At 68.4% G+C, this 20719-nt stretch carries 16 protein-coding genes and 2 pseudogenes; 6 read left to right on the top strand and 12 right to left on the bottom strand.

Annotated elements, in window-relative coordinates; translation table 11 throughout:
* Positions 1 to 226: 226 nt before the first annotated feature.
* Both ACTMTI_RS47740 and ACTMTI_RS47735 read right to left on the bottom strand, forming a co-directional pair.
* Positions 227 to 469 carry a class I SAM-dependent methyltransferase gene (locus ACTMTI_RS47740; RefSeq protein WP_441127509.1) on the bottom strand — a complete coding sequence of 81 codons (243 nt, stop codon included), beginning with the start codon at positions 467 to 469 and terminating at the stop codon, positions 227 to 229.
* Positions 470 to 780: 311 nt separating this feature from the next.
* On the bottom strand, positions 781 to 1626 hold the full coding sequence (locus ACTMTI_RS47735) for an SDR family oxidoreductase (RefSeq protein ID WP_441127508.1): 846 nt from the start codon (positions 1624 to 1626) through the stop codon (positions 781 to 783).
* Positions 1627 to 1729: 103 nt separating this feature from the next.
* Between ACTMTI_RS47735 and ACTMTI_RS47730 the strand changes: the two genes are divergently transcribed.
* The gene (locus ACTMTI_RS47730) at positions 1730 to 2737 is read left to right on the top strand and encodes a helix-turn-helix transcriptional regulator (protein WP_441127507.1); all 1008 of its coding nucleotides are present in this window, start codon (positions 1730 to 1732) and stop codon (positions 2735 to 2737) included.
* A gap of 264 nt (positions 2738 to 3001) precedes the next feature.
* On the opposite strand, the gene ACTMTI_RS47725 is transcribed toward ACTMTI_RS47730, so the two are convergent.
* A complete protein-coding gene (locus tag ACTMTI_RS47725) occupies positions 3002 to 3235 on the bottom strand; it encodes a hypothetical protein (protein ID WP_441127506.1) in 234 nt (77 codons plus the stop codon).
* Positions 3236 to 3405: 170 nt separating this feature from the next.
* A pseudogene (locus tag ACTMTI_RS47720) lies at positions 3406 to 4992 on the bottom strand (transposase); the annotation flags it as partial.
* Here ACTMTI_RS47720 and ACTMTI_RS47715 point away from each other — a divergent pair.
* Positions 4992 to 7424, top strand: coding sequence for a Tn3 family transposase (locus ACTMTI_RS47715; RefSeq protein ID WP_441127505.1), 2433 nt, complete (start codon positions 4992 to 4994; stop codon positions 7422 to 7424). The pseudogene ACTMTI_RS47720 and the gene ACTMTI_RS47715 sit on opposite strands and share 1 nt — an antisense overlap.
* A 324-nt stretch (positions 7425 to 7748) precedes the next feature.
* Positions 7749 to 7898, top strand: coding sequence for a hypothetical protein (locus tag ACTMTI_RS47710; RefSeq protein WP_441127504.1), 150 nt, complete (start codon positions 7749 to 7751; stop codon positions 7896 to 7898).
* 69 nt (positions 7899 to 7967) lie between these two features.
* Here ACTMTI_RS47710 and ACTMTI_RS47705 read toward each other — a convergent pair whose 3' ends face one another.
* Complete coding sequence (locus tag ACTMTI_RS47705) at positions 7968 to 9059, bottom strand: serine hydrolase domain-containing protein (RefSeq protein ID WP_441127503.1); 1092 nt, start codon at positions 9057 to 9059, stop codon at positions 7968 to 7970.
* A gap of 35 nt (positions 9060 to 9094) precedes the next feature.
* Positions 9095 to 9820 (bottom strand): MerR family transcriptional regulator, encoded by a 726-nt coding sequence (locus ACTMTI_RS47700; RefSeq protein WP_441127502.1) that lies wholly within the window; start codon positions 9818 to 9820, stop codon positions 9095 to 9097.
* Positions 9821 to 9988: 168 nt separating this feature from the next.
* Between ACTMTI_RS47700 and ACTMTI_RS47695 the strand changes: the two genes are divergently transcribed.
* The gene (locus tag ACTMTI_RS47695) at positions 9989 to 10372 is read left to right on the top strand and encodes a hypothetical protein (protein ID WP_441127501.1); all 384 of its coding nucleotides are present in this window, start codon (positions 9989 to 9991) and stop codon (positions 10370 to 10372) included.
* A gap of 351 nt (positions 10373 to 10723) precedes the next feature.
* Here ACTMTI_RS47695 and ACTMTI_RS47690 read toward each other — a convergent pair whose 3' ends face one another.
* Positions 10724 to 11458 (bottom strand): alpha/beta hydrolase, encoded by a 735-nt coding sequence (locus tag ACTMTI_RS47690; RefSeq protein WP_441127500.1) that lies wholly within the window; start codon positions 11456 to 11458, stop codon positions 10724 to 10726.
* 529 nt (positions 11459 to 11987) lie between these two features.
* Complete coding sequence (locus ACTMTI_RS47685) at positions 11988 to 12950, bottom strand: serine protein kinase RIO (RefSeq protein ID WP_441127499.1); 963 nt, start codon at positions 12948 to 12950, stop codon at positions 11988 to 11990.
* A 153-nt stretch (positions 12951 to 13103) separates the two neighbouring features.
* Here ACTMTI_RS47685 and ACTMTI_RS47680 point away from each other — a divergent pair.
* A pseudogene (locus ACTMTI_RS47680) lies at positions 13104 to 13238 on the top strand (YnfA family protein); the annotation flags it as partial.
* Between the two features lie 400 nt (positions 13239 to 13638).
* On the opposite strand, the gene ACTMTI_RS47675 reads toward ACTMTI_RS47680, so the two are convergent.
* From ACTMTI_RS47675 to ACTMTI_RS47660, 4 genes are all read right to left on the bottom strand, one after another.
* Positions 13639 to 14172, bottom strand: a complete 534-nt coding sequence (locus ACTMTI_RS47675; protein WP_441127498.1) for a CocE/NonD family hydrolase — start codon at positions 14170 to 14172, stop codon at positions 13639 to 13641.
* Positions 14173 to 14235: 63 nt separating this feature from the next.
* Positions 14236 to 15417 (bottom strand): serine hydrolase domain-containing protein, encoded by a 1182-nt coding sequence (locus ACTMTI_RS47670; protein ID WP_441127497.1) that lies wholly within the window; start codon positions 15415 to 15417, stop codon positions 14236 to 14238.
* Positions 15418 to 15469: 52 nt separating this feature from the next.
* Entirely contained in the window at positions 15470 to 15904 is a 435-nt protein-coding gene (locus ACTMTI_RS47665) for a hypothetical protein (RefSeq protein WP_441127496.1), read from the bottom strand.
* A 42-nt stretch (positions 15905 to 15946) separates the two neighbouring features.
* Positions 15947 to 17092: a serine hydrolase domain-containing protein gene (locus ACTMTI_RS47660; protein ID WP_441127495.1), complete on the bottom strand. Its 1146-nt coding sequence runs from the start codon at positions 17090 to 17092 to the stop codon at positions 15947 to 15949.
* A 129-nt stretch (positions 17093 to 17221) separates the two neighbouring features.
* On the opposite strand from ACTMTI_RS47660, the gene ACTMTI_RS47655 reads away from it, so the two are divergent.
* Entirely contained in the window at positions 17222 to 20374 is a 3153-nt protein-coding gene (locus ACTMTI_RS47655) for a BTAD domain-containing putative transcriptional regulator (RefSeq protein ID WP_441127494.1), read from the top strand.
* Positions 20375 to 20719 lie beyond the last annotated feature (345 nt).

The raw sequence follows: 20719 nt of genomic DNA, 5'->3' as shown, positions 1-20719 counted from the left end.
CACGACCGGCGAGGCCAACCGCCAACTGTCCGGTTCCGCACGAACAGTCGAGGACGTGAGCGTTCGACGGCAGGAGACTGAGGACGTCATCGAACGACGCAGCGAACTCGGCTGGAGGCAACTTTGCATCCGAGATGAGCCATTCATACACCTCGGCAAGCACGTCATAATCCGTCACAACCACTACCTCCGTCACGCGGCAGACTCACGGCGGGACGTCAGTCCATCATCGGAGCAAGCCGGGCACCAATGGTTTTCGCAAGGACAACCCGTCCGCGCATGCCGCGGATAGCGCGAGCTGATCCGCGTCGGCCCCCAGCCGCCGTCGGGCCATCTCCAGCATCCCCGCACTCGCGTCGACGCCGGTCACGAGGGCGCCTCGATCGCGCAGTTCGAAGAACAGAGGGCCAGAGCCGCAGCCGGCGTGGGCGTTATCTGGGGTTGTCAAGTGAACCTGCTGGTCAGCCACTTGAATGCCTGTCAGGCACGTCAGGCAAGTAGGCTGCCCGGATCGGTCCGGGGGTCATATGTGGCAGTAGGTTCGTCCCGGTCCCGCCGCTGTCGCGATTCCGTCATCGGCGGCTCTTGGATCAGGGGCGGGATCGCGGGCGTTGGGATCATGCTGGGTGAACAGATTCCCAGAAGGGCCTGGATCGGCAAACTGGCTGGGCTTGCTGCAGAGATGGCGGGGGGCCCGCCGGGCGGCGATCGGCGCCGTGCATGGTCGAGCGGATTCGGTTTCGGAGGCTCCTGCCCGACCATCGCGTCTGCCCGGTCCCGTCAGGCGGCCTCGAAGTCGGCTCGGTGGTCGGCGGCCCACTCCGCCAGAGTACGGCCCGGCCGCCCGGTCACCACGGTGGCGGGACGCGGGACGTCGGGGACGGTGAGGGTGTCGTGCCAGTAGTCGAGCAGCATCTTCATCACCGGCTCGGGGATGAACTGTGCGGTCTCGGTGCGGAACTCCTCGGGTGTGATCTCCACCAGCGGGATCTCCCGTCCCAGGGCCTCGCTGATGATGGCCACCTGCTCGGAGCGGGTCAGCGCTTGCGGGCCGGTGAGCGGGATCACCTCACCCAGATGATCGTCGGAGAGCAGGGTCTCGGCGGCGGCCTCGGCGACGTCGTACTCGTGGATCGGGGTCTGCGCCGATGCCAGGTACGGCGCCCGGATCGGTGCGCCGGATCGGATCTGCCAGGCCCAGGAGAGCAGGTTGTTGGCGAAGGTGCCGGGCCGCAGGATCGTCCAGGCATCGGTGCGGCCGGTCACGACGGCCTCCACCGCGCTGTGGTGAAGCTGGCTCGCCGACCCGTGGTCACGCTGGAACTCCTTCGCGGCAGCCAAGGAGGACAACACGGTGAAGCGGTGGACGCCATGCGCGATGGCCGCGGTGACGAACGCCTCGACGCCCTCGGCGGGGAAGACGAAGGCGCGATCGACACCGTCGAACACCTGCGACCCGAGCGTGGTGGCATCGGCCAGGTCACCGGCGACGACCTCGACCCCGGCCGGCAGGTTCGCGTCATCGGGCTTGCGGGTCAGCGCACGTACGGCGGCGCCGCGGGCGAGCAGGGTCGCGACGAGGTGACGACCGACGGCACCGGTCGCTCCGGTAACAAGGATGGTCACGATTGTTCTCCTTAGGGAAGTAGCCCGGCCTGTCCGGCTTGAACTGCAATCTAGAGCAGGTTTAGGTCATTTTCTGTCCCTATTTCTCCTAGACTCACGGATCATGCCGGAACAGACCACGACCGAGCGGGCCCTGCGCCTGCTGGAGCTGCTGCAGGCCCGCCGGTCCTGGAGCGGCGGCGAGCTCGCCGACCGCCTCGGCGTCGGCGGCCGCACCTTACGGCGGGACGTGGAGCGGCTGCGGGCCCTGGGCTATCACATCGAGGCACGCCGCGGCCCTGACGGCAGCTACTGGCTGACCACGGGCAGCGACCTGCCGCCGCTGGTGTTCACCCCGGACGAGGCGCTCGCCGTGGCCGCGGCCCTCGCTTCGTCAGCCGCGAACGGCGCCGCCGGCGGGGGTGAGGTCGCGCTCACCGCTCTGGCCAAGATGGAGCAGGTGATGCCCCAGGCGGTGCGCCGGCGGGTGCGGGCGCTGCGCTCCTCGATCGCCCTCGGCGACACACCGAACGCAGCGGCCGGCGCGTATCCGGCTCCATTGAACGCCGATGTGCTGGCGGTCCTGGCGCTGGCGTGCCGGGACGCGGAGCAGGTCCACCTGCGCGTGATGAGCACCGAGGGCGCAGAAACCGGACGGGAATCCTCGCGCCACGTCGAACCTGCCGCCCTGGTGCCCCGGCAGACCCGGTGGTTCCTCGTGTGCCGCGACCTCGACCGCGGCTGGCGGGTGCTGCGCGTCGATCGGATCACGCGAGCATCGGCGACGGGCGTGCGCTTCGAGCCGCGCGAGGTCCCCGGAGGCGACCCGGTCGCGTTCGTCACCAGCCAGCTCGGCGCTCCGCCTCGGAAACATACGGCGACGATCCTGATCCACGCCCCGATTGAACAGGTACAGGCGTACATGGGCGGCTTCGCCGCGGACTTCGCTCCGACGACAACCGCCACGGGTCAGGCAGCGACCCACTGGCGCATCGCCGACGTACGTCTGGAGGTCCTCGCCGGTGGCCTGCTCTGGGTGCGGTGGCCCTTCGAGGTGATCGACTCCCCCGAGCTCGCCGCCCTGCTGCGGGATCGAGCCGCGGCCTTCGCCTTCGCCGCCGACCCGTGCTGATGCCGACTCGCCAGGCCGTCACCACTAAGGGTCTCGCGCGGGCAAAGGGACACGCATTCCCGGACTCCTGCGCGGGCTGGGGCGATCGCCGCCGGGAGCCTCCTTCGTCGGCCCACGGCATCGAGCCCGAAGGCCACCTGAGGTGGCGTGATCACGGCAACGCTGACGTAAACGCATACGACCGAGCCCTGACGAGATTTCGCAGGTGACGAACGTGCCTGACAACCCCAGATAACGTGTCAGGCACGTTCCTCTATAGCCCAGTTACCTGACATGCCTGACGCCTTCTCGGCACCCCAGATAATCGAGCATGCGCCGGCCGGTCACGTCCCCGGCGAGCTCCAGCATCGCGGGCCGCTCGTAGTAGGCGTTCTGGAGGCCGGTCTCGTTATGGTTCGTGTACCCCTCGGCCATCCGATCGTAGTCATTGAATCGGGACGAAGATGTGGCCTCGGTGAGCTTCTCGGGCATAGCAGACATCAGGCCATTGCGGCCCATCAGTCGACGATCTCGTCCCACGCCGGGTGCATCTGCTCAGCCATCCCCAGATCCCCCGAAAGGTCGGCAAAGGGCCAGCCTCGCGCAAGCTCGTCCGCCGCGGCGGACGATTCGCCCGACACCGCTCAAGGAAGCCTTTCCGACACGGGCGCTGGCCGCGATCCTGGCCTTTACACCCCGTCCTCGTCCACGCTGTCGCCGCCCTCGGGCACGTCGGGGATCTCACCGAGTTGCCGCAGCCCTTCGGCCGGGGCGGAGGAGGCGATGGCATAGCGGCCCAGGACGTTGAGGTGGGCGTGACCGAGCGGGCTGAGCCGGGCGGCGTCCTCGTCTTTGACCGGCACGCCGTGGGCGCGTAGCTGGTCGACCGCGGCCGACAGGTACTTGGAGTTCCACAGCGCGACCGCGTTGACCACCAGCCCCAGCGCAGCCAGTTGATCTTCTTGCCCTTCACGGTAGGCCTTGCGGATCTTCCCGCCGTTGCCGTGGCAGATCTTGCGGGCCAGCCGGTGCCGCGACTCCTGCACGGTGAGCTGCTTGTTCAGCTTGCGCCGGTAGGTGTCGTCGATCGGATCCAGGATGGACAGCAGGTGCAGGGTCTTGTCGATCCGGCCGTACTCGGCGAACGCCTGCCCGAGCGGGGTCGGGCGCCCCTTGCGCGCGAACATGCGCAGCAGGTCGTAGGCGCGGACCTGGTTGGTCACCAACGATCCGGCGACCCGGGTCATGTCGGCCCACTGGGCATGGATCTTGCTTCGGTTGATCTTGTTGCGGGCGATCGCCTCCAGCGGCCCGTACTTCGGCGTGCTCCCGTCGGGCAGCTCGGCGCGCCAGAACCGCTGGTCGCCCAGGTCGGCGAAGCGGGGCGCGAACCGGTAGCCGAGCATGGAGAAGATGCCGAACACCATGTCGCTGTCGCTGGCCTGGTCGGTGGTGACCAGCTCGGGCTTCGGCCCGGCGTCGATGTTGATCAGGCAGTCCAGGATGTACAGCGAGTCGCGCGGCGTGCCCGGCACCACCACCTGCCCGATCCCCATCACTTGATCATTGACTGCGTTGAGGAGGGTCAGGCCGCGTTTGTAGCCGAAGTACTTGGGCGAGGGGGCGGCGTTGATCGTCTGCACCGGGACGACGAAGCGCAGCCCGTCGGCCGAGGCCAGCAGCCCGCCGCCCCACAGCTTCACGATCGGCACACCGCGCTGGGCCTCGATCAGGACCGCGTTGGCCGCCGCATGGGTCTCGGCGCGCACGTAGTTCTGGTCGACGTGCGACAGGCGGCCGCGGGTCAGCGCCTCATCCCCGTCCTTGATCACCGGGGTGAGGCCGACGTTGCAGGCCTCGCTGATCAGTAGCGCCGCCAGCGATCGGGGCAGGTCGGGCATGCGGGTGGAGATGTCGGCCAGATGCACATAGGCGTCCAGGAAGCTGGTCCAGGAGTGCACCTCCAGCAGCAGCTCGGGCAGGTCGATGCGCGGCAGCATCGCCTGGCAGGCCGCGCGCAGCCACTTCAGCGACGGCGACTCACCCAGCGCGCCAAGCTTTTCCACCGACAACCGGGCGTGCCCGTCGGCCGGGGTGACCACCCGCACCAGGGCGTCGTCACCGGCCTCCTCGAGTCGGCCGCCCATCTGCTTCCACGCCGCATCCAGCGCCAGCAGCTTGGCGTCCAGATGGGCTTGGACCGGATCGGTCAGCGACAGCGAGGCGAGCACATCCTCGCTGATGGCCTCCCACGCCGCCCCGTCCAGCAGATGAGTTGGCCGGGACCGGGCAGGGCAAGGCGCTGGAGCGGGTCGAGGCAGTGTGGGCGCTGGGCGGTGGAGCGGTGGACACCCTGGGGGTGGCGCCGGTGAAGCTGGCCGAGCTCGCCGCGTACGGGATGTCTGCCAAGGCCCCGAAGATCAAGCAGTTGGAGGCGATGCGGCGCTCGGCCACGTTGCTGGCGACGGTCTGGCATCTGGAGGGCGCCTCGGTGGACGACGCGCTGCTGCTGTTCGACGTGCTGATGGCGACCAGGCTGCTGTCGCGCGCCGCCCGGGCCGGGCGGGAGCAGAAGCTGCAGTCGCTGCCCAGGCTCCGCAAGGCCGCCGCTGACCTGGCCGCGGCGGTCGCGGTCGTCTATGCGACGCCGCTGGAGGCCGAGAAGGGGCCGACGCGGGCGGCGGATCTGGTCGGCCGGATCGAGCAGGTGATCTCCAAGGAGCGGCTGACCGCGGCGCTGGATCTGATCGCCGAACTGGTGCCGGGCGAGGAAGACGACAACGATCTGGAGTGGCGGGCGGAGTTGATCGCCCGGTTCAAGACGGTCCGGCCGTTCATCGACTCCCTGGCCCAGGCGATCCCGTGGAGCTGCACCCCGGCCGGGACGCCGATCGTGAAGGCGGTCAAAGACCTGCCCACCTTGCTGGCGCGCGGCAAGTACGCCGGGGTCGAGCACATGCGCGAGCACGACGGCCTGGTGAGCGGGTCGTGGCGGCGGCTGGTGTATCACAACCCGAACCTGCCCGACGGCTCGCTGGACCGTGCCGCCTACACCTTCTGCCTGCTGGAGGCCCTGCACGCGGCTCTGCGACGGCGCGACGTCTACGCGGTCGGTGCCGACCGGTGGGGCGATCCGCGTGGCAAGCTGATCCCGCAGCCGGTATGGCAGGTGCACCGCGACAGCGTCTTGACCGCGCTCGGCCTGGAGACGGACCCGACCCGGCATCTAAAGGATCTCGCCGAGGACCTGGACGCCGCCTACAAGCAAGTCGCGGCCAACCCGGCCGTCACGGTCAAGGGCGGCCGGTTGAACCTGGAGAAGCTGGAGGCGCTGCCGCTGCCGGACGGCTACCAGGCGGTGCACGACGCGGTGCAGGCGATGCTGCCGCGCATCGACTACCCCGAGCTGCTGCTGGAGGTCAACGGCCACACCGGGTTCTTGGAGGTGATGCCGCACCTGTCGGGGTCGGAGGCACGGCGCCCCGATCTGGACATCAGCCAGGCCGGCGTGCTGGTCGCCCGCTCGTGCAACGTCGGATTCGTCCCCGTGCTCAAGGCCGGTCAGCCGGCGCTCACGCTGAGCCGGCTACGCGGGGTGGAGAAGGGCTACTTCCACCACGAGGGCCTCGCCGCGGCGTCGGCGACGCTGGTGACCGCGCAGAGCGACATCTCGATCGCGGTGCAGGACTGGGGCGGCGGCCTGGTCGCCTCCGCCGACGGGCTGCGGTTCGTGGTCCCGGTCAAGTCGCTGCATGCCCGGCCGAACCCGGTCTACTTCGGGCGCGGCAAACGCTCCCGCGGCTCGACCTGGCTCGCGGTCGTCAACGACCGGGTCATGGGCCTGGGCGGTCTGGTGGTGCCGGGAACGATGCGGGACTCCCTGTTCATCCTGGACGCCCTGCACCGCCTGGACGCCATCGAGCAGCCCGACATCGTCACCACTGACACCGCCTCCTACAGCGACATCGTGTTCGGCCTGTTCGCGATCTGCGGCTACCAGTTCGCTCCCAGGATCGCCGACATCGGTGACGCCCAGATGTGGCGGCTGGACCTGGTCGACGCCGGGCTGGCCGACCAGGCGGTCGCCAAGGCCGACAACGGCTACCGGCACCTCAACGATCTGGGCCTACGCAAGATCAACATTCGGATCATCCGGCACCACTGGGCCCACATGCTGCATGTGGCCGGGTCCCTGGTGACGAACCAGGTGCGCGCCTACGACCTGCTGCGGATGCTGTCGGCCGACGGCCGCCTGACCGGGCTCGGGGCGGCGTTCGCCCACTACGGCCGCATCTTCAAGTCGATGCACCTGCTGCACGTGGCGCACCTGGAGGACTACCGGCGGATGATGGGCGCCCAGCTCAACATCGGCGAGGGCCGCAACGGCCTGGCCCGGCGCGTCTTCTTCGGTAACCTCGGCCAGCTCCGCCAGGGCTATGCGAAGGGCATGGAAGACCAGCTCGGCGCGCTCGGCCTCGGTTTGAACGCGATCATCTATTGGAACAGCCTCTACATCGACGCCGCTGTGAAAGCCCTGCAGGCGGACGGGCAACTGGTGATCGGCCCGGAGATCCGCGCTCGGCTGACTCCGTTGATCTGGGAGCACATCAACTTCCACGGCACCTACCCGTTCACCCGGCCGGAGACGCCGGGAAACCTGCGGCCGCTGCGCGATGCCAGAGCCGAAGACGATGAACAGGACTACTGAACACGCCAGGGACGCAGCCCCTCCGCCGCCGGGGCCAGGTGATCGCCCGCACGGCGGGGGAGTCCCCCGCCTGGCTGCATTTCTCTGTCGAAAGCATCGGGCGGGGAGTTGGATGGGGTCTGTCATCACGTTGGCTGCACCCGGTCTACGACGGGCCCGCCGACCCGCTGGCCGCCGAGCTGTGCCGGGCCCTGGCCCAGCACAACATCCCGGTGCAGACGGCCGCGGTCGGCGAGCACACCGCCGTGGTGGTGTGGAGCGGGCTGGTGGCCCGGGTGGGCGGCGGCCCGCCACGGTGGCCGTCCCAAGGTTTTCGACGACGACATGATCGCCTACGCCCGCGGCCTGCGCTCCCGCGGCGTGCCGGTGCCGGAGATCGCCCGCGAGCTGGTCATCCGGGCCGGGATCGACAAGGGCCGCAACCCGTCCCTGGCCGGCGTCTATCGGGTGCTGGGTCGGGAGGGCCAGAGCTAACACGCCGAGTCCGGCAGGCCAGGAAGGTCCTGGAACAGAACGGCCTGCCGCCCGGCCTCACGACCCGTCTCAACCACACATCAGATGGTCCATCGCGTCGTTGATCAGCTTCTCGATCGGAAGCGCGTTCTCGTTCGGCATCCACAACGTGGTGAACAGGACCATCCCGCGGCGCCCGTCCTCGGTGAACCCACTGTGAGCGGTGTGGCCCGGCGTGTTTCCGGCGTGACCCCAGTACGTGCCACACGGAGATTGGAACTGGCCGATCCCCAGACCGTAGCGTGCACCGGGCCAGACGACATCCCATTCGGCGGCGGGAACGGTCTGTTTCATCGCGGCGAGCTGCGCGGGCTGGAGGAGCTCGCCCCCGAGCAGGGCCTGCCAGAACCGCACGAGGTCGGCCGCCGTGGTGATGAGGTCGCCCGCGGCATCGCACGGGGTGAGGTTCATCTCCGTGGTCTCCACGGGCTCAACGCTGTCCGGGAACTCGGTGTAGCCCTTCGGATGCGGGTCCGGAAGCCGCGGATCGCCGCCGGGCGCGAAGGTGTGGTCCAGGCCGAGGGGCCGGATGATCCGGCTCCTCACCTCCTGTGCGCGCTGGTTGCCGGTGACCTTCTCGATGATCATCCCGGCGAGAACGTAGTTGGTGTTCGTGTAGCTCCAGCGCTGGTCGCCCGGTTCGGGCAGCCACTTCGGTTCATGCCGCATGGCGATGGCCACGAGTTCCTCGGAGGTGTAGGAGTCGTACCTGTGCTCCAGGAAATCTTTCGCCGTGAAGATCGGAATCTCGTAGATGTATTCCGCGAGCCCGGTTGTCTGCTGGAGCAGGCGCCTGACGGTGATCTTGGTGCCGTCGTTGCCGTTGCCGCGGACCACGCCGGGCAGCCAGTCCTCGACGGTGTCATCGAGGCTGAGCCGACCCTCGCCCACGAGCTGGAGTACAACCGTGGCGGTGAACGTCTTGCTGGTGCTGCCCATCCGGAAGTGACTGTCGTGGGCGATCGGCCGGTCCGAGGTGCGATCGGCCGAGCCGTAGCCAACGGTGAGCAGTTCCCGGCCGGTGTGTGCCGCGGCGAGCAGCCCGGGGACCCCCTTCGCATGGATGGCCTTCAGATCGGTCTCCAGCGTGGATCGGTCATATGCATGAGGTGATGTCGTCATGGATCCGATGCTGGACCCCTGACGCAGGGTCAAGGTCAAGCCTTGCTGCGCTGCCGGTCTCGAAGGAGCGTGTAGAGCCTCTGTATGCCCGGTGAGGAGCTGTCGATCAGACCGTCGATCAGGTCGATGGCCGCCGGCTGGTCCTCGCTGTCGGCTGGGTCGAGGCGGGAGAGCCAGGTCAGGATGCGATCGGCGAGTCGCGGAAGCCGGGGGTCGCTCGGCGGCCAGTCGAAGGCTTCGTCCAGGGCGAGGTAGATGCCCTGGGACTCGGGGTCGGCGAGGACCTCCTTCTTCGTCCTCACCCCTTCGGATACCGACTGCGGTGACAGCGCCGTCAGCAGGATCCAGACGTCGCGCTCGACGCGTATCTGTCGTTCACTGATGCCGATGCCGCGGAGCAGATCGAGGAGCTCGATGACCTCGGCGGGCAGAAAAGCCCGGTCTCCGGCGGCGAGTCTGGTGATCCGGCGGCGATGCTCGGTGAGCGCACTGATCTTCTGCAGCAGGGACGCGTCGATCTCGGTGATGGACTCGGCGAACTCCGCGGGACTCGCGCCGATCAACTCCTCGACGCGGGCGAGGGGGACACCGGCGTCGGCGAGCGTTCTGATCTTTATGAGGTCGACGACGGCCTGCGCGTTGTATCTGCGATAGCCGGACTCGTCGCGGGCGGGCTCGGGCAGGAGGCCGCGCTGGTGGTAGTGGCGTACGGTCCGCACCGTCACACCGGCATGGGCGGCGAGCTGACCGATCGTGAGCACGGTCCCTCCCAGTCAGAGGCGTCGGGCGGCTAGATGACGATCTTCGCACATCGCCCTCGATCCCGTCGAAGTGCTCCCGTGTGTAAATCAGTCATCCAGCACCTGCCTCAGGACAACGTGCGGCCGGTCTCAGGGCGTGGGGAACACATTCCCTCAAATCGTTGGCGGGTGGTCCTGGTACGGACGAGTCGCCGCGTCACCACGATGGTCATGGACCAGATGACCATGCTGTTCAACCCCCGGTACGGCGCGAGCGGTCGCCCGTTGTGGACGGCGCGAGACCGCGACGCTGAGGTCATCCGGACGGTGTTGCGCAAGGCGGGGCGTCGGGAGTTCAGCGAGCGCCACGGCAGGTTCGTCGTCGAGGGCGCCGGCGACGGAAGGCCGTTCCAGGTCGCGTGCGCCGACGACGCCGAGGCGTCCGCGCAGGAGCTCGCCCGGTACTCCGGCGACCTGCGCAAGCCCGGGTACCGGGTCGAACCAGACTGGCGCGTCACCTCGACGGCCCTCCGCTCCCGAAGCTGGCTCCAGCCCCAACGTAGCTGTGTGTGATCACGATTGCGATTCGTGATCACATCGTGGATGCTGAGCCCCAGCAAGGTGGTCTCCGGGGAGGATCGGACCGGAGTTTTGGCGCTAGAGAGTCGATCTTGACGACGATTCGGTGACGACGGCTGTTTGCCCTGGCCGAGCGCCCTAGCGTTCCTGCTCATGCCTGTGGATTTCCTCTCTGATGAGCAAGTAGCCCGCCGCCCCGACCGGCCGGTACCGGCCGGTCGGGGCGGTTGTGTATCTGCGGGCCACCGCTATCGAGGAGGGCCGAGGCTTGTCCTCGATGAGCGGCGTGCTGGCCGGCGCCGCCTACCCCCTGCTGCTGGCCTGGCGGCGGGCCCTGGCCTGCGGCTAGCGCAGATGCCGGGCGAAGAACCCGGCCGCATCCTCCCCTGCGAACTGCGGGACACCGGTGTGCCCGCCCATGTTGGCGTGCAGCGTTTTCTCCTTGGAGCCGAAGGCGTCGAACAGGTCCAGGGCCGCCTGCCTGTCGTTCCCTTCGTCATCCCACTGCAGCAGGACATGCAGCGGAATGGTGACCTGTCGGGCTTCCTCGAACATGGTGCGAGGCACGAAACTCCCGGCGAAGAAGCCGGCGGCCACGATGCGCGGCTCAACCACCGCAAGCCGGATGCCGATGGAGATCACTCCCCCCGAGTACCCGACCGGGCCGCCGATCTCGGGCAGCGACAGGAGGGCGTCCAAGGTGGCCTGCCATTCCGGGACCGCCTTGTCGACCAGCGGGAGGATGAGGGCGTCGATGATCTCGTCACCGACCGGCTCGCCGGCCTCCATAGCCCGGCGCAGGTCGGCGCCGGCCTGCTCGGCACCGGCCAAACGGGGCCGGTCACCGCTCCCGGGGAGCTCGATGGTGGCGGCGGCGAAGCCATCCGCCGCGGCCTGCCGGGCCCGCACCACCAGCCGGGGGTACATCTTGCGCAGCCCGAGCGGGGGGTGGCCGAGCAGGATCAGCGGGACCGGTGCGGACGCGGATGAGGGCGTCCACAGGATGCCGGGGATCTCACCGAGGGTGAATTCGCGTTCGACGACGCCGTCGTCGAGGCGCTGTTCAGAAGTGAATCGCAAGGTCGTGCCTTTCGGGAGTGCGCTTGAACGGCGCTCCCGGACGACCTATCGCCCGACCGTGACCCCAGAGGGGAGCACCCATGTCGATACTGCGTTCACGGGTACCACCTCCTCGTTCTCTCGCACGGCCTCCAGAAAGGTAGCAGCGGTCGCTGTGGTCCGCCAACGGGTTTTCGCGAAGGCTCCGTGGCCGGATACCACGGAGCCACTCGCCTAAGGCAAGGCCGTGTAGTAAAGGGCTTCGCTGTGACGTGATCGCAGCGTGACGAAATCGGAACACTGCGCAGAGCTACTTAGGAGGAGCCGACGAGGCCCCGAGCCGGAATGAGAGCCAGCGGCCTTCAGGGCACTGATCAGTTCGCCGGGAGGAGGGTGATCCAGGCGGCGCCGTCCAGGTACAGACTAAAGGCTGCCACCAGCCCCTCGCCCACGGTCTCGGTCAGCCACTGGTCGTCACCGACTTCGCCGCACCGCTGTAGGTTCCGGATAGACCTGTCGGTGTCCGAGTGTGTTGTCGTGCATAAGGCGATCAGAACACCATCGTGAGCAGGTCGGCAAACAGCTCCTGTTCGTCGATCTCGAGCCCACGGTTCGTGAACCAGGTGGCCATGTTGTGGCAGTCGCGCATCAGGAAGTCCATGCCCTTCGGGTTGCCGACGATGTCGACGACCTGGGGCAGGTCGATCATCACGATCCGCTCGTCCTGCGCGAGGACGTTGTACGGCGAAAGGTCGCCGTGCGCGAGTCCCGCGCGGGCCAGTTCACGCATGCCGTCGCGGAGCTGCTCGAAATACACACCGAGCAGCTCCTTCGACGGCCTGACCTGGGCGAGCCGGGGCGCGGCACCGCCCTCGCCGTCGTCGATGAACTCCATCAGCAACTCGGTGCCGTCCACCTGCACGGGATACGGCACCGGGACGCCGGCCTTCCACAATCGGTTGAGGGCGTCCCATTCGGCGTATGCCCACTGACCGGCCGCGACACTGCGGCCGTGCGAGGTCTTCTTCGCCATCGCCCGGCTGTCGCGGCTGTTGCGGGTATGGCGGCCTTCGACGTACGACGCGCTGCGGTGGAAGGACCGGTGCTCCTCGGAGCGGTACCGTTTCGCGGCCAGCAGCGAGGACTTCGCCGGGTTGTCGCCGATGGCTTCGACGGCCCGTTCGATCAGGAAGACGTCGGCTTCCTTGCCCGTTTTGAGGACGCCGAGCTCGGTGTCGATCGCAGCCTGCTCCGTCACAACCCACGAGGGGCGTGGTTCCGGGCCGCGAGAACCGCGCTCGACCTCCAGCCAGGTGGACCACCGCTGATCTGGGCCCAGCTCCTCGTCGACCGAATGGAACGTGAAGACGAAGGCTGCGGCCGGATCTGGCTGGGACTCGTCACGGGTGAATTCGGACCGGGGCGAGTGGAGGTCGGAGTAGCTATCAGAGGGTTCGTACTCGGAAGACAACGGGTGTGCTCCTGAACAAAGAGGTGGGACTGATGCGGACATGCCGCAGCGCAGTGATGGCCATCCGTCAGCCCTCCTTAGTCCAGGCAGCGCTCTCCGCCGCTCGATCGACCCAGCATGCCCCGCCCGTTCTGGACCCCGCAACGTATTTACCGGCGCTGGGACCGTGCTCATGCCATGATCCCGATGCCTAACGGTGGGGTGTTCGTCGCCGGATCGCTGGCGTGGGGCATGGTCATCGACAGATTCCGGCCCGATCGCTGGGATGTCATCGGCGCGCTGGTCTGCCTGGCCGGCGTCCTGGTGATCATGTTCGCGCCGCGGGGCTGAGCCGCCGGCCGTGACTCACTCGAGCCCGGAAGGGTGTCGGGATTAGAACCAATTCCGCCACCCCGAGAAGGTGCCACAACGCCATCAAGCGCCCTTTGGGACTGGGACATGGTTGGTTGTGACATGAGGTCGCACGTTGTGAGTGGTCACAAGAAAGGAGGCCCGACGATGTCGGGACCGTGATCCAGGTCATTGTCACGGCGTCCCATTCGCCGTCGCCGAGTGCGGCCTTCACCGATGCCGTGTCGGTGCGGTCGGCGATGCGCGCGCCCGGACTCCCGGGGGGGGGCCGGTGGGCGGCTGATGCCTCGGTTGAGGGTGCTCACCTCGTCGCCGCGCTGCAGTGCGGCTTCGACGACGGCACGGCCGACGTGGTGCGTACCACCGAGAACGAGAAGCTTCATGGGGTTTCCTTCGTGAGGGGCAGCCAGACGGCTGAGCGATGGTCGGAGTCGTGGAAGATCTCGTGCTCCGAGGCGAGCTGGTCCGTCCCGGTCGTCGCGAGCGGCTCGCCGGTTCCCGGGTTACGGCCGAAACACGGATGGGCGCCTCTGGATACCTGCAGCCGGATGCGGTGGCCGCGTCGGAGCCGGTGAGCCATCGGCCACAGGGTGACCTCCACGGCCCGGATGCTGCCCGGTTCGCGCAGCCGAGCGATGCCGTCGTACACGTTGACGGAACGGCCGCGCGTGTCCACGTCGCGCAGCCTGGCGAAGTCGTCGGCATGCGGGGTGGCGGATCGTGTGTGCAGGGGGACGTGGACCGGGCCGACGGCCTCGACGTCTTGCATCAGGGGCGCGGTGGTGAAGGTGAGCGCGTCGGTTCTTTGCCTCGATGGCGTGATTGTCCTTCGCCGCCGCGGAGATGCCCACCTGCGTGCCGCCGGTGCTCTCCAAGTTCGGCATGGCCGGGAAGAGGGTGCACCGAGCTGCATGCGGTTCGCGAGCTCATCCGGCCTCGCACTCGCGAGACCGGATGAGCAGGTGATATCGAGCGGTTATCGGGAAGTCGGCGGGCACATCTCCGCTTCCATTTCCTTGGTGAGGATGCTGATCGGGTTGCCCCAGTCGCCGTTGATGTTGGTGGCGACCATGTGCTTGCCGTCTCGGGTGCCCATCGCGTACGTCCAGGAGCCGTGGATCCTGCCGCCGTTGCCCCAGACCGTCACGCCGCAGGACAGCTTCTGGGAGAAGACGCCGAGCCCGTAGGCGGTGTTGTCGATCCACTGCACGCCCTTGGTGGAGACGGTGGTGAACATCTCCTTTTGCTGCGCGGGCGGCAGCAAGCGGCCGCTCAGCACTGCCCGATAGAAGGTGTGCAGGTCGCTCATGGTCGAGACGATGCTGCCGGCTGCCCCGGCCCAGGAGGCGTTCATGCCGGTGAGGTCGTAGGGGGTGGTGGTGTCCTCGCCGACCAGGAACTTGACGTAGTGCTGCGCGTGCGGACGGCGCAGCTTCGTGCCTTCGCCCGGCAGATACGTTCTAGTCAGGCCGAGCGGGCGGATGATGCGCCGTGTGATCTCCTGGGCGTAGGACCTGCCGGTGACCTTCTCGATGATCATCCCGGCGAGCGTGTAGTTGGTGTTGGAGTAGCCCCACCCCTTACCAGGCGCGAAGGAGGGCGGGTTACGCATGGCTGTCTTCACCAGTTGCTCGGGACGGTAGCTGGTGAAACGGGTCTTGAGGAAGGCGGTGCTCCACTGTTCGGTCGCCAGGTCCGCATCCGAGGTGTAGGGGAAGATGCCGCTGGTGTGGTTGAGCAGTTGCCTGATGGTGATCTTGCTGCCGTCGTGGCCGTTGCCCTGCACCACGCCAGGCAGCCACTTGTCCACGGTGTCGTCGAGGCTCAGCCGGCCCTCGGCCGCCAGCTTCAACACCACGACCGCGACGAACGTCTTGGTGGTGCTGCCGGCCCGGAAGTGCTCCTGCCGGCGGCGCTTGAGGCCGGTGTCGGTGTCAGCCACGCCTGCCGTACCGAACCATGACCTGCGGCCGTCACGGACTTCAGCCATGGCGCCAGGCATGCCGTCGGCCACGGCTCGGTCAAGCACCTGCTGGAGCCGGGCGTGGTCGTCGGTGCGGTCGGCGTGGTCGCCGGCCGCCGCCGACGACGTGCTTACGGTCACGGCGACTGCGGCGGCGAGCAGGCAGGTGGTGGTGGTGCGGAGGATCTTGGTCATGGGTCGATCGCCATTCATACAGGTGGAGTGTTGGTGTAGGGGAATACGTGAGTCAGCTGGTGACACGGTGGAGCAGGATGTCGCCCTGGGTGACGTGGGCGTGGAGCTCGACGGTGTTGCCGTCGGAGACCTCGGAGTCGTCGCCCAGGTTGTCGTGGACCCTGCCGAGCGCGGTCTTGGCGTCCGCCAGTACGGCGGTGCCGTTCGGGATTCCGACGTTGATCGTCCCGGTGCCGACGTCCAGATCGGCGCGTCCGCGCGTCATCGCGCCGACCTTGACGGCGCCTTGCTCGACGGTCACGCGCAGGCCGTCTTCTGCCCGGTCCACCGTGACGTTCCCGGCGCCGTTGCCGATCACGGTGGCGCCGATGCTCTCGCCGACCTTGATCTGGCCGTGGGCGGTGGTGAGGGCAGCCGGGCCCCCGGACGTGGCCACGGTGAATGACAAGGCGGCGACGATCGGCTCCGGTGTGTCAAAGGTATCCATGGGTGGTTCACTTTCAGCGGGGGTCGGTGGCGGGCGGCGTGCTTACGCACCGATGGAAACGCCGAACTCCGCTTCGATGACTTTGAACATGGGGTCCCAGGACTTCCACTCGGTGTTGGTGTGCACGGCGACGGTGTGCCGGCCGTCGGGGGTGCCGACCGCGAAGAAATAGGAGCCCCAGAAGCTGCCGCCGATGCCGCGCAGCGTCCGGCCGCCGGTCGCCTGCTCGTCGAACTCGAACAGGCCCAGGCCGTAGCGGGTGTGCGGCATCCAGTAGCTGCCCTCGGTGGAGACGGTGGTCCACATCTGCCGGTGCTGTGCGGGCGGCAGCAGGCTGCCGGTGGTCATCGCGTTGAAGAAGCGGATCATGTCCGTCGTAGTGGAGACGACGTTGCCGGCCGCGTAGCCCAGGGAGGAGTTGAGCTCGGTGACGTCCAGGGGCGGCAGGCCGGGCTCCTCCATCAGTGATTGCCAGTTCGCCGGGGTGAGCGTGGCTGGGTCGGCGCCGTCCTTGAAGAACAGGTTGGAGTAGCCTCGCGGGTGCGGAGTGGGGTATCCGGTCTCGGTGGTGGGGCGCACGCGGGTGTGGGTCAGGCCGAGCGGCTGGACGACCCGTCGGTCGACCTCGTCGGCGTAGCTGTTGCCGGTGACCTTCTCGATGATCGCGCCGGCGATGTAGAAGCCGCCGTTGGCGTACTCGAAGCGTTCGCCGGGCGCACCGACCGGCGGCTGGGACACCGCCACCCGCAGCAGTTCCTCGGTGCTGAAGGTGTCGAAGCGATGCCGGTCGAACCCGGAGCGGGTGGCGTAGCGGTGGCTGACCTCCGGGGCCAGGCCGGTGGCGAACAGGCCGCTGGTGTTGCTGAGCAGGTGCCTGATGGTGATCTTGTCGCCGTCGTAGCCGCCTGCGTCCAGCACGCCGGGCAGGTGGGCGTTGACCGTGTCGTCGAGGCTGAGGCTGCCCTCGGCCTCCAAGGCCAGAAGCGTCGCGGCGGTGAAGGCCTTGCCGCTGCTGCCGGCGTGAAAGTACTCGCCCGGCACGCGCGGGGAACCGGTCTTGATGTCGGCCACGCCGGCGGTGCCGAACCAGGTCCGATCACCGTCCTTGACCTCGGCGACGATGCCGGGAATGTCGATCTCGGCCACCGTCCAGTCGAGTACCTGCTGGACGTTCTCATTCATTGCCATCGCACTGCCTTCCGGGTGGTTCCTCCGATGTTTTCAACGATGTCCGGCAGCTCTGACAGGCGGCTTATATCCCGCTTCTAGCCACACCGGCCGGCTGTAAGGCAGTGCTTGATCGGTAACCTGGCGAGCATGCGCATTGAGGTGTTGGGGCCGGTTCTGGCGTATGCCGACGATGGCGCGCCGATCGACCTGGGCGGCACCAGGGTTCGCGCGCTGCTGGCCAGGCTGGCTCTGGCCGCGGGCGAAGTGGTGTCCGTCGATGCGCTGCTCGACGCCCTGTGGGGCGAACGCGCGTCCGGCGACACCGTCAACGCGTTGCACGCGCTGGTACATCGGCTGCGCAAGGCCCTGGGCGAGGCCGGGGTGGTGGAGAGGGTGGCCGGCGGATATCGCCTGCACGTACGCGCCGAGCAGGTCAACGCGGCCCGGTTCGAGGAGCTGGCAAGGCGAGGCAGGCGCGAACTGGCCGCAGGCGACGTGCAGCGGGCGGCCTCGCTGCTGGAGGAGGCGCTGGCGCTGTGGCGGGGAGAGGCGCTGGCCGACGTGCGCGACATCCCGTTTGCCGGAACGGCTGGCGCGCGCCTGGACGAGCTGCGCGTCGGGGCCGTCGAAGACCGCTTCGAGGCGGAGCTGCGGCTTGGCCACCACGGCGAGATCCTGGCGGATGTGGAGGCGGCGGCCGCGGCCCATCCGTTGCGGGAACGGCTGGCCGGGCTGCGGATGCGGGCGTTGCATGCGGTGGGCCGCCAGTCCGATGCGCTGGCCGTGTTCGAGAAGGTCCGCGAGACGCTTGCCGAGGAGCTTGGCGTCGACCCCTCCGAGGAGCTGCGTAAGGCGCACCTCGCCGTGCTTCGGGGTGAGCGGGAGACCCTCCAGGCGGAACAAGCTCGACCGCAGGCGGTACGAGGACGTCTGCCGGCCCGGCTGACCAGCTTCGTCGGCCGGGAGGAAGAGTTAAGGTTGCTGACCGGCTTGCTGGAGACCTCCCGGCTGGTCACCGTCGTGGGCCCGGGAGGAGTGGGCAAGACCCGGCTGGCCGTGGAGGCGGTGAGCCGGCATCGGGCCCATCAGCGCGGCCGGGTCTGGCTCGTTTCCCTGGCCGCGGTGGACACGGCCGACGGGCTGCCGGAGGCGGTGCTGGGCACGCTCAGCGTCGCCGATGCCCAGCCGTCTGGCACGCCGCTGGAGCGGGTGGTCAACCTGCTCGCTGGTGGTGAGGGCGTGCTGGTGCTGGACAACTGCGAACAGATCTCCGGAGCCGTCGCGGAGTTCGCCGGGCATCTGCTGGAGCGCCGGCCGGACCTGATCATCCTGGCCACGAGCCGGGAGCCGCTGGAGGTCATGGGGGAGACGTTGTGCCGCCTGGGTCCGCTCGACCTCCCTCCGGCGCACGCGGATCCCGTTCGTGCCTCCGCATCGGCCGCGGTGCGGCTGTTCCTCGATCGGGCGGCAGCCGTACGGCCCGGCTTCGCACTGGATGCGCCCACCGCACGACCGGTCGTGGACATCGTGCGCCGGTTGGACGGACTGCCGCTGGCACTGGAGCTGGCCGCAGCGCGCCTGCGGACCATGAGCGCCGAGCAGATCGCCCGGCGGCTGGATGACCGGTTCCGGCTGCTCAGCACCGGCAACCGGACCGCCCAGCCCCGCCAGCAGACCCTCCTTGCGGTCATCGAATGGAGCTGGGACCTCCTCACCTCACAAGAGCGCACACTGGCCGCTCGGATATCGATATTTCCGGCGCAGACGGGTGTCGCCGTGATCGAGGCAGTTTGCGCCGATTCGGAGGGGGCGCTTTCCCCGGACGAAGTCGTCTACCTCCTGGGCTCTCTGGTCGACAAGTCCATCGTGGAGCGGGCCGGCGACGGATACCGGATGCTGGAAACCATCCGGGCCCACGCGGCGGACAAACTCCGGCTCACGGGGGAACGCGAAGCCGTCCTGCACAGGCTCACACGGCACTTCGCCGACCTGGCCGAAGCACACGAGCCGCTGTTGCGCTCGGACAAGCAGGCGGAGTCGCTGTGGGTGTTCCAGGCCGAATACGACAACCTGACATACGCCCTGCAAACGGCCATCGACAGCGGCGACGCCTCGGCCGCCGCCCGGATTCTCGGACCGCTGTACTGGTACTGGGTCATGCTCCGCTACGACGCTCGGGCCGACGCCTACGTCGCCAAGGTAGCCGAGTTCGGCGACGCGCTGCCCGCGGACGCCCGGGCCGCGTTCACCGCGATCCACCTGGTGGGCGTCGAGGGCGGGCCGATCACCGACCCCGAGCGGCTGCGCGCGCTCATCGACGACTGCGCGCGCACGGGCGCGCTGCGCCGCTATCCGATGCTGCTGACGATCGTGCTGGTGATGGCGGCCGTAGTCGGGCTGGATGAGCTGCTCGATCAGGAGATCGCCCGGGTACGCGGCGGCTCGGACCGCTGGGCGATCGCCTGCACCTTCATGATCGAAGCCATGCGCCATCGCGAACAGGGCGACCGGGAGAGCTCCGCGACCGCGATGACCACGGCACTGCGCCTGTTCGAGGAGACGGGCGATCGGTGGTGGGCGGCCAAGGCGCTGTACGGCCTGGCGCAGATCCACGCCATCGCCGGAGACCACGACCAGGCGATCACCGCCTACGAGCACAGCATCGCCATCGCCAGCGACCTCGGCTCGCAAGATGAGGTCTCCACCCGGCTCGGGCTGGCCACTGAACGCATGCGCGCCGGCGACCTGACAGGCGCCAGGCACGACATCGCAACCGCCGAACGAGTCGCCTGGCGGCGTGGCCAGCCGGTGCTGGAGATCGAGGTCCTTGGCGCCTCGGCAGAGCTGTACCGCCGCGCCGGCGAGGTCGAACGCGCCGATCAAGAGCTCGATCGCATACAGACGCTCACCCGCGAGCTGACCCTGTCGCCCGGGATCACCGCCGATCGGGTGCTCCCTGCCCGGGTGGCCAATCTGCTCGCCGCCGGGGACACCGTACGCGCACGCGAACTACTGCCCCGCGCCGTCCAAGTAGCACAGCAGAACATGGACGCCCCCTCGGCCGCTCACCTCCTGGCAAGGCTGCTGTTCCTGGAGGGCGATCCGGCCGGCGCGACCACCGCGCTCGGCCTGAGCCAGGCGATCCGCGGCACCTTCGACCACGGCGACACCGAACTGCGCCGCCTCGCGGAGGTGCTCGCGGAACGGCTCGGGCGTACCGACTACGACACCGCCTACCAGCGGGGCGCCGACATGACACCCCATGAGGCCGCCGACCGCCTGGCAAAGCTGCGTGTATAAGCCCAGGGTTGCAGACGTAGCGGGCGGGGCTGTTGAAGCATTTGAGCCGATCAGTCCGTTCGCCGCACAGTTCACCCCGCCCGAGGCCACCTGACGTGATCTCAGAGATGCGGCGTCGGCCGGGGACTGGCAGGCCTGGGCCTTCTTGCGCTCGAGGCGCGCGGTCGGTTTCGGTACCGGCGCACCGTGCTTCTTGATCGTGCGCCGGACCTCCACGCTGACTCGCGATCTCACTCGAGAAGAGCCGTACCTATCTCGCTTCGCCTCGCCAGGACCGTCCCGGACAACCCCCGTTGATTAGCTACCTGGCGGCTGGGGACAGGTTCGGGAGCGGAGGGCCTTGTC

The sequence above is a fragment of the Nonomuraea sp. H19 genome, assembly GCF_052068215.1.
Taxonomy (GTDB): Bacteria; Actinomycetota; Actinomycetes; order Streptosporangiales; family Streptosporangiaceae; genus Nonomuraea.
Note: the sequence above shows the minus strand (reverse complement) of the source record. Positions and strands in the feature narration are given on the sequence as shown.

Excerpts from the sequence above, each read along its gene's own strand:
- ACTMTI_RS47730 (WP_441127507.1), top strand. The coding sequence starts at position 1,730 with ATGCCGGAACAGACCACGACCGAGCGGGCCCTGCGCCTGCTGGAGCTG.
- ACTMTI_RS47725 (WP_441127506.1), bottom strand. The coding sequence starts at position 3,235 with ATGGGCCGCAATGGCCTGATGTCTGCTATGCCCGAGAAGCTCACCGAG.
- ACTMTI_RS47710 (WP_441127504.1), top strand. The coding sequence starts at position 7,749 with ATGATCGCCTACGCCCGCGGCCTGCGCTCCCGCGGCGTGCCGGTGCCG.
- ACTMTI_RS47705 (WP_441127503.1), bottom strand. The coding sequence starts at position 9,059 with ATGACGACATCACCTCATGCATATGACCGATCCACGCTGGAGACCGAT.
- ACTMTI_RS47685 (WP_441127499.1), bottom strand. The coding sequence starts at position 12,950 with ATGTCCGCATCAGTCCCACCTCTTTGTTCAGGAGCACACCCGTTGTCT.
- ACTMTI_RS47675 (WP_441127498.1), bottom strand. The coding sequence starts at position 14,172 with ATGCAGCTCGGTGCACCCTCTTCCCGGCCATGCCGAACTTGGAGAGCA.
- ACTMTI_RS47670 (WP_441127497.1), bottom strand. The coding sequence starts at position 15,417 with ATGACCAAGATCCTCCGCACCACCACCACCTGCCTGCTCGCCGCCGCA.
- ACTMTI_RS47665 (WP_441127496.1), bottom strand. The coding sequence starts at position 15,904 with ATGGATACCTTTGACACACCGGAGCCGATCGTCGCCGCCTTGTCATTC.
- ACTMTI_RS47660 (WP_441127495.1), bottom strand. The coding sequence starts at position 17,092 with ATGGCAATGAATGAGAACGTCCAGCAGGTACTCGACTGGACGGTGGCC.
- ACTMTI_RS47655 (WP_441127494.1), top strand. The coding sequence starts at position 17,222 with ATGCGCATTGAGGTGTTGGGGCCGGTTCTGGCGTATGCCGACGATGGC.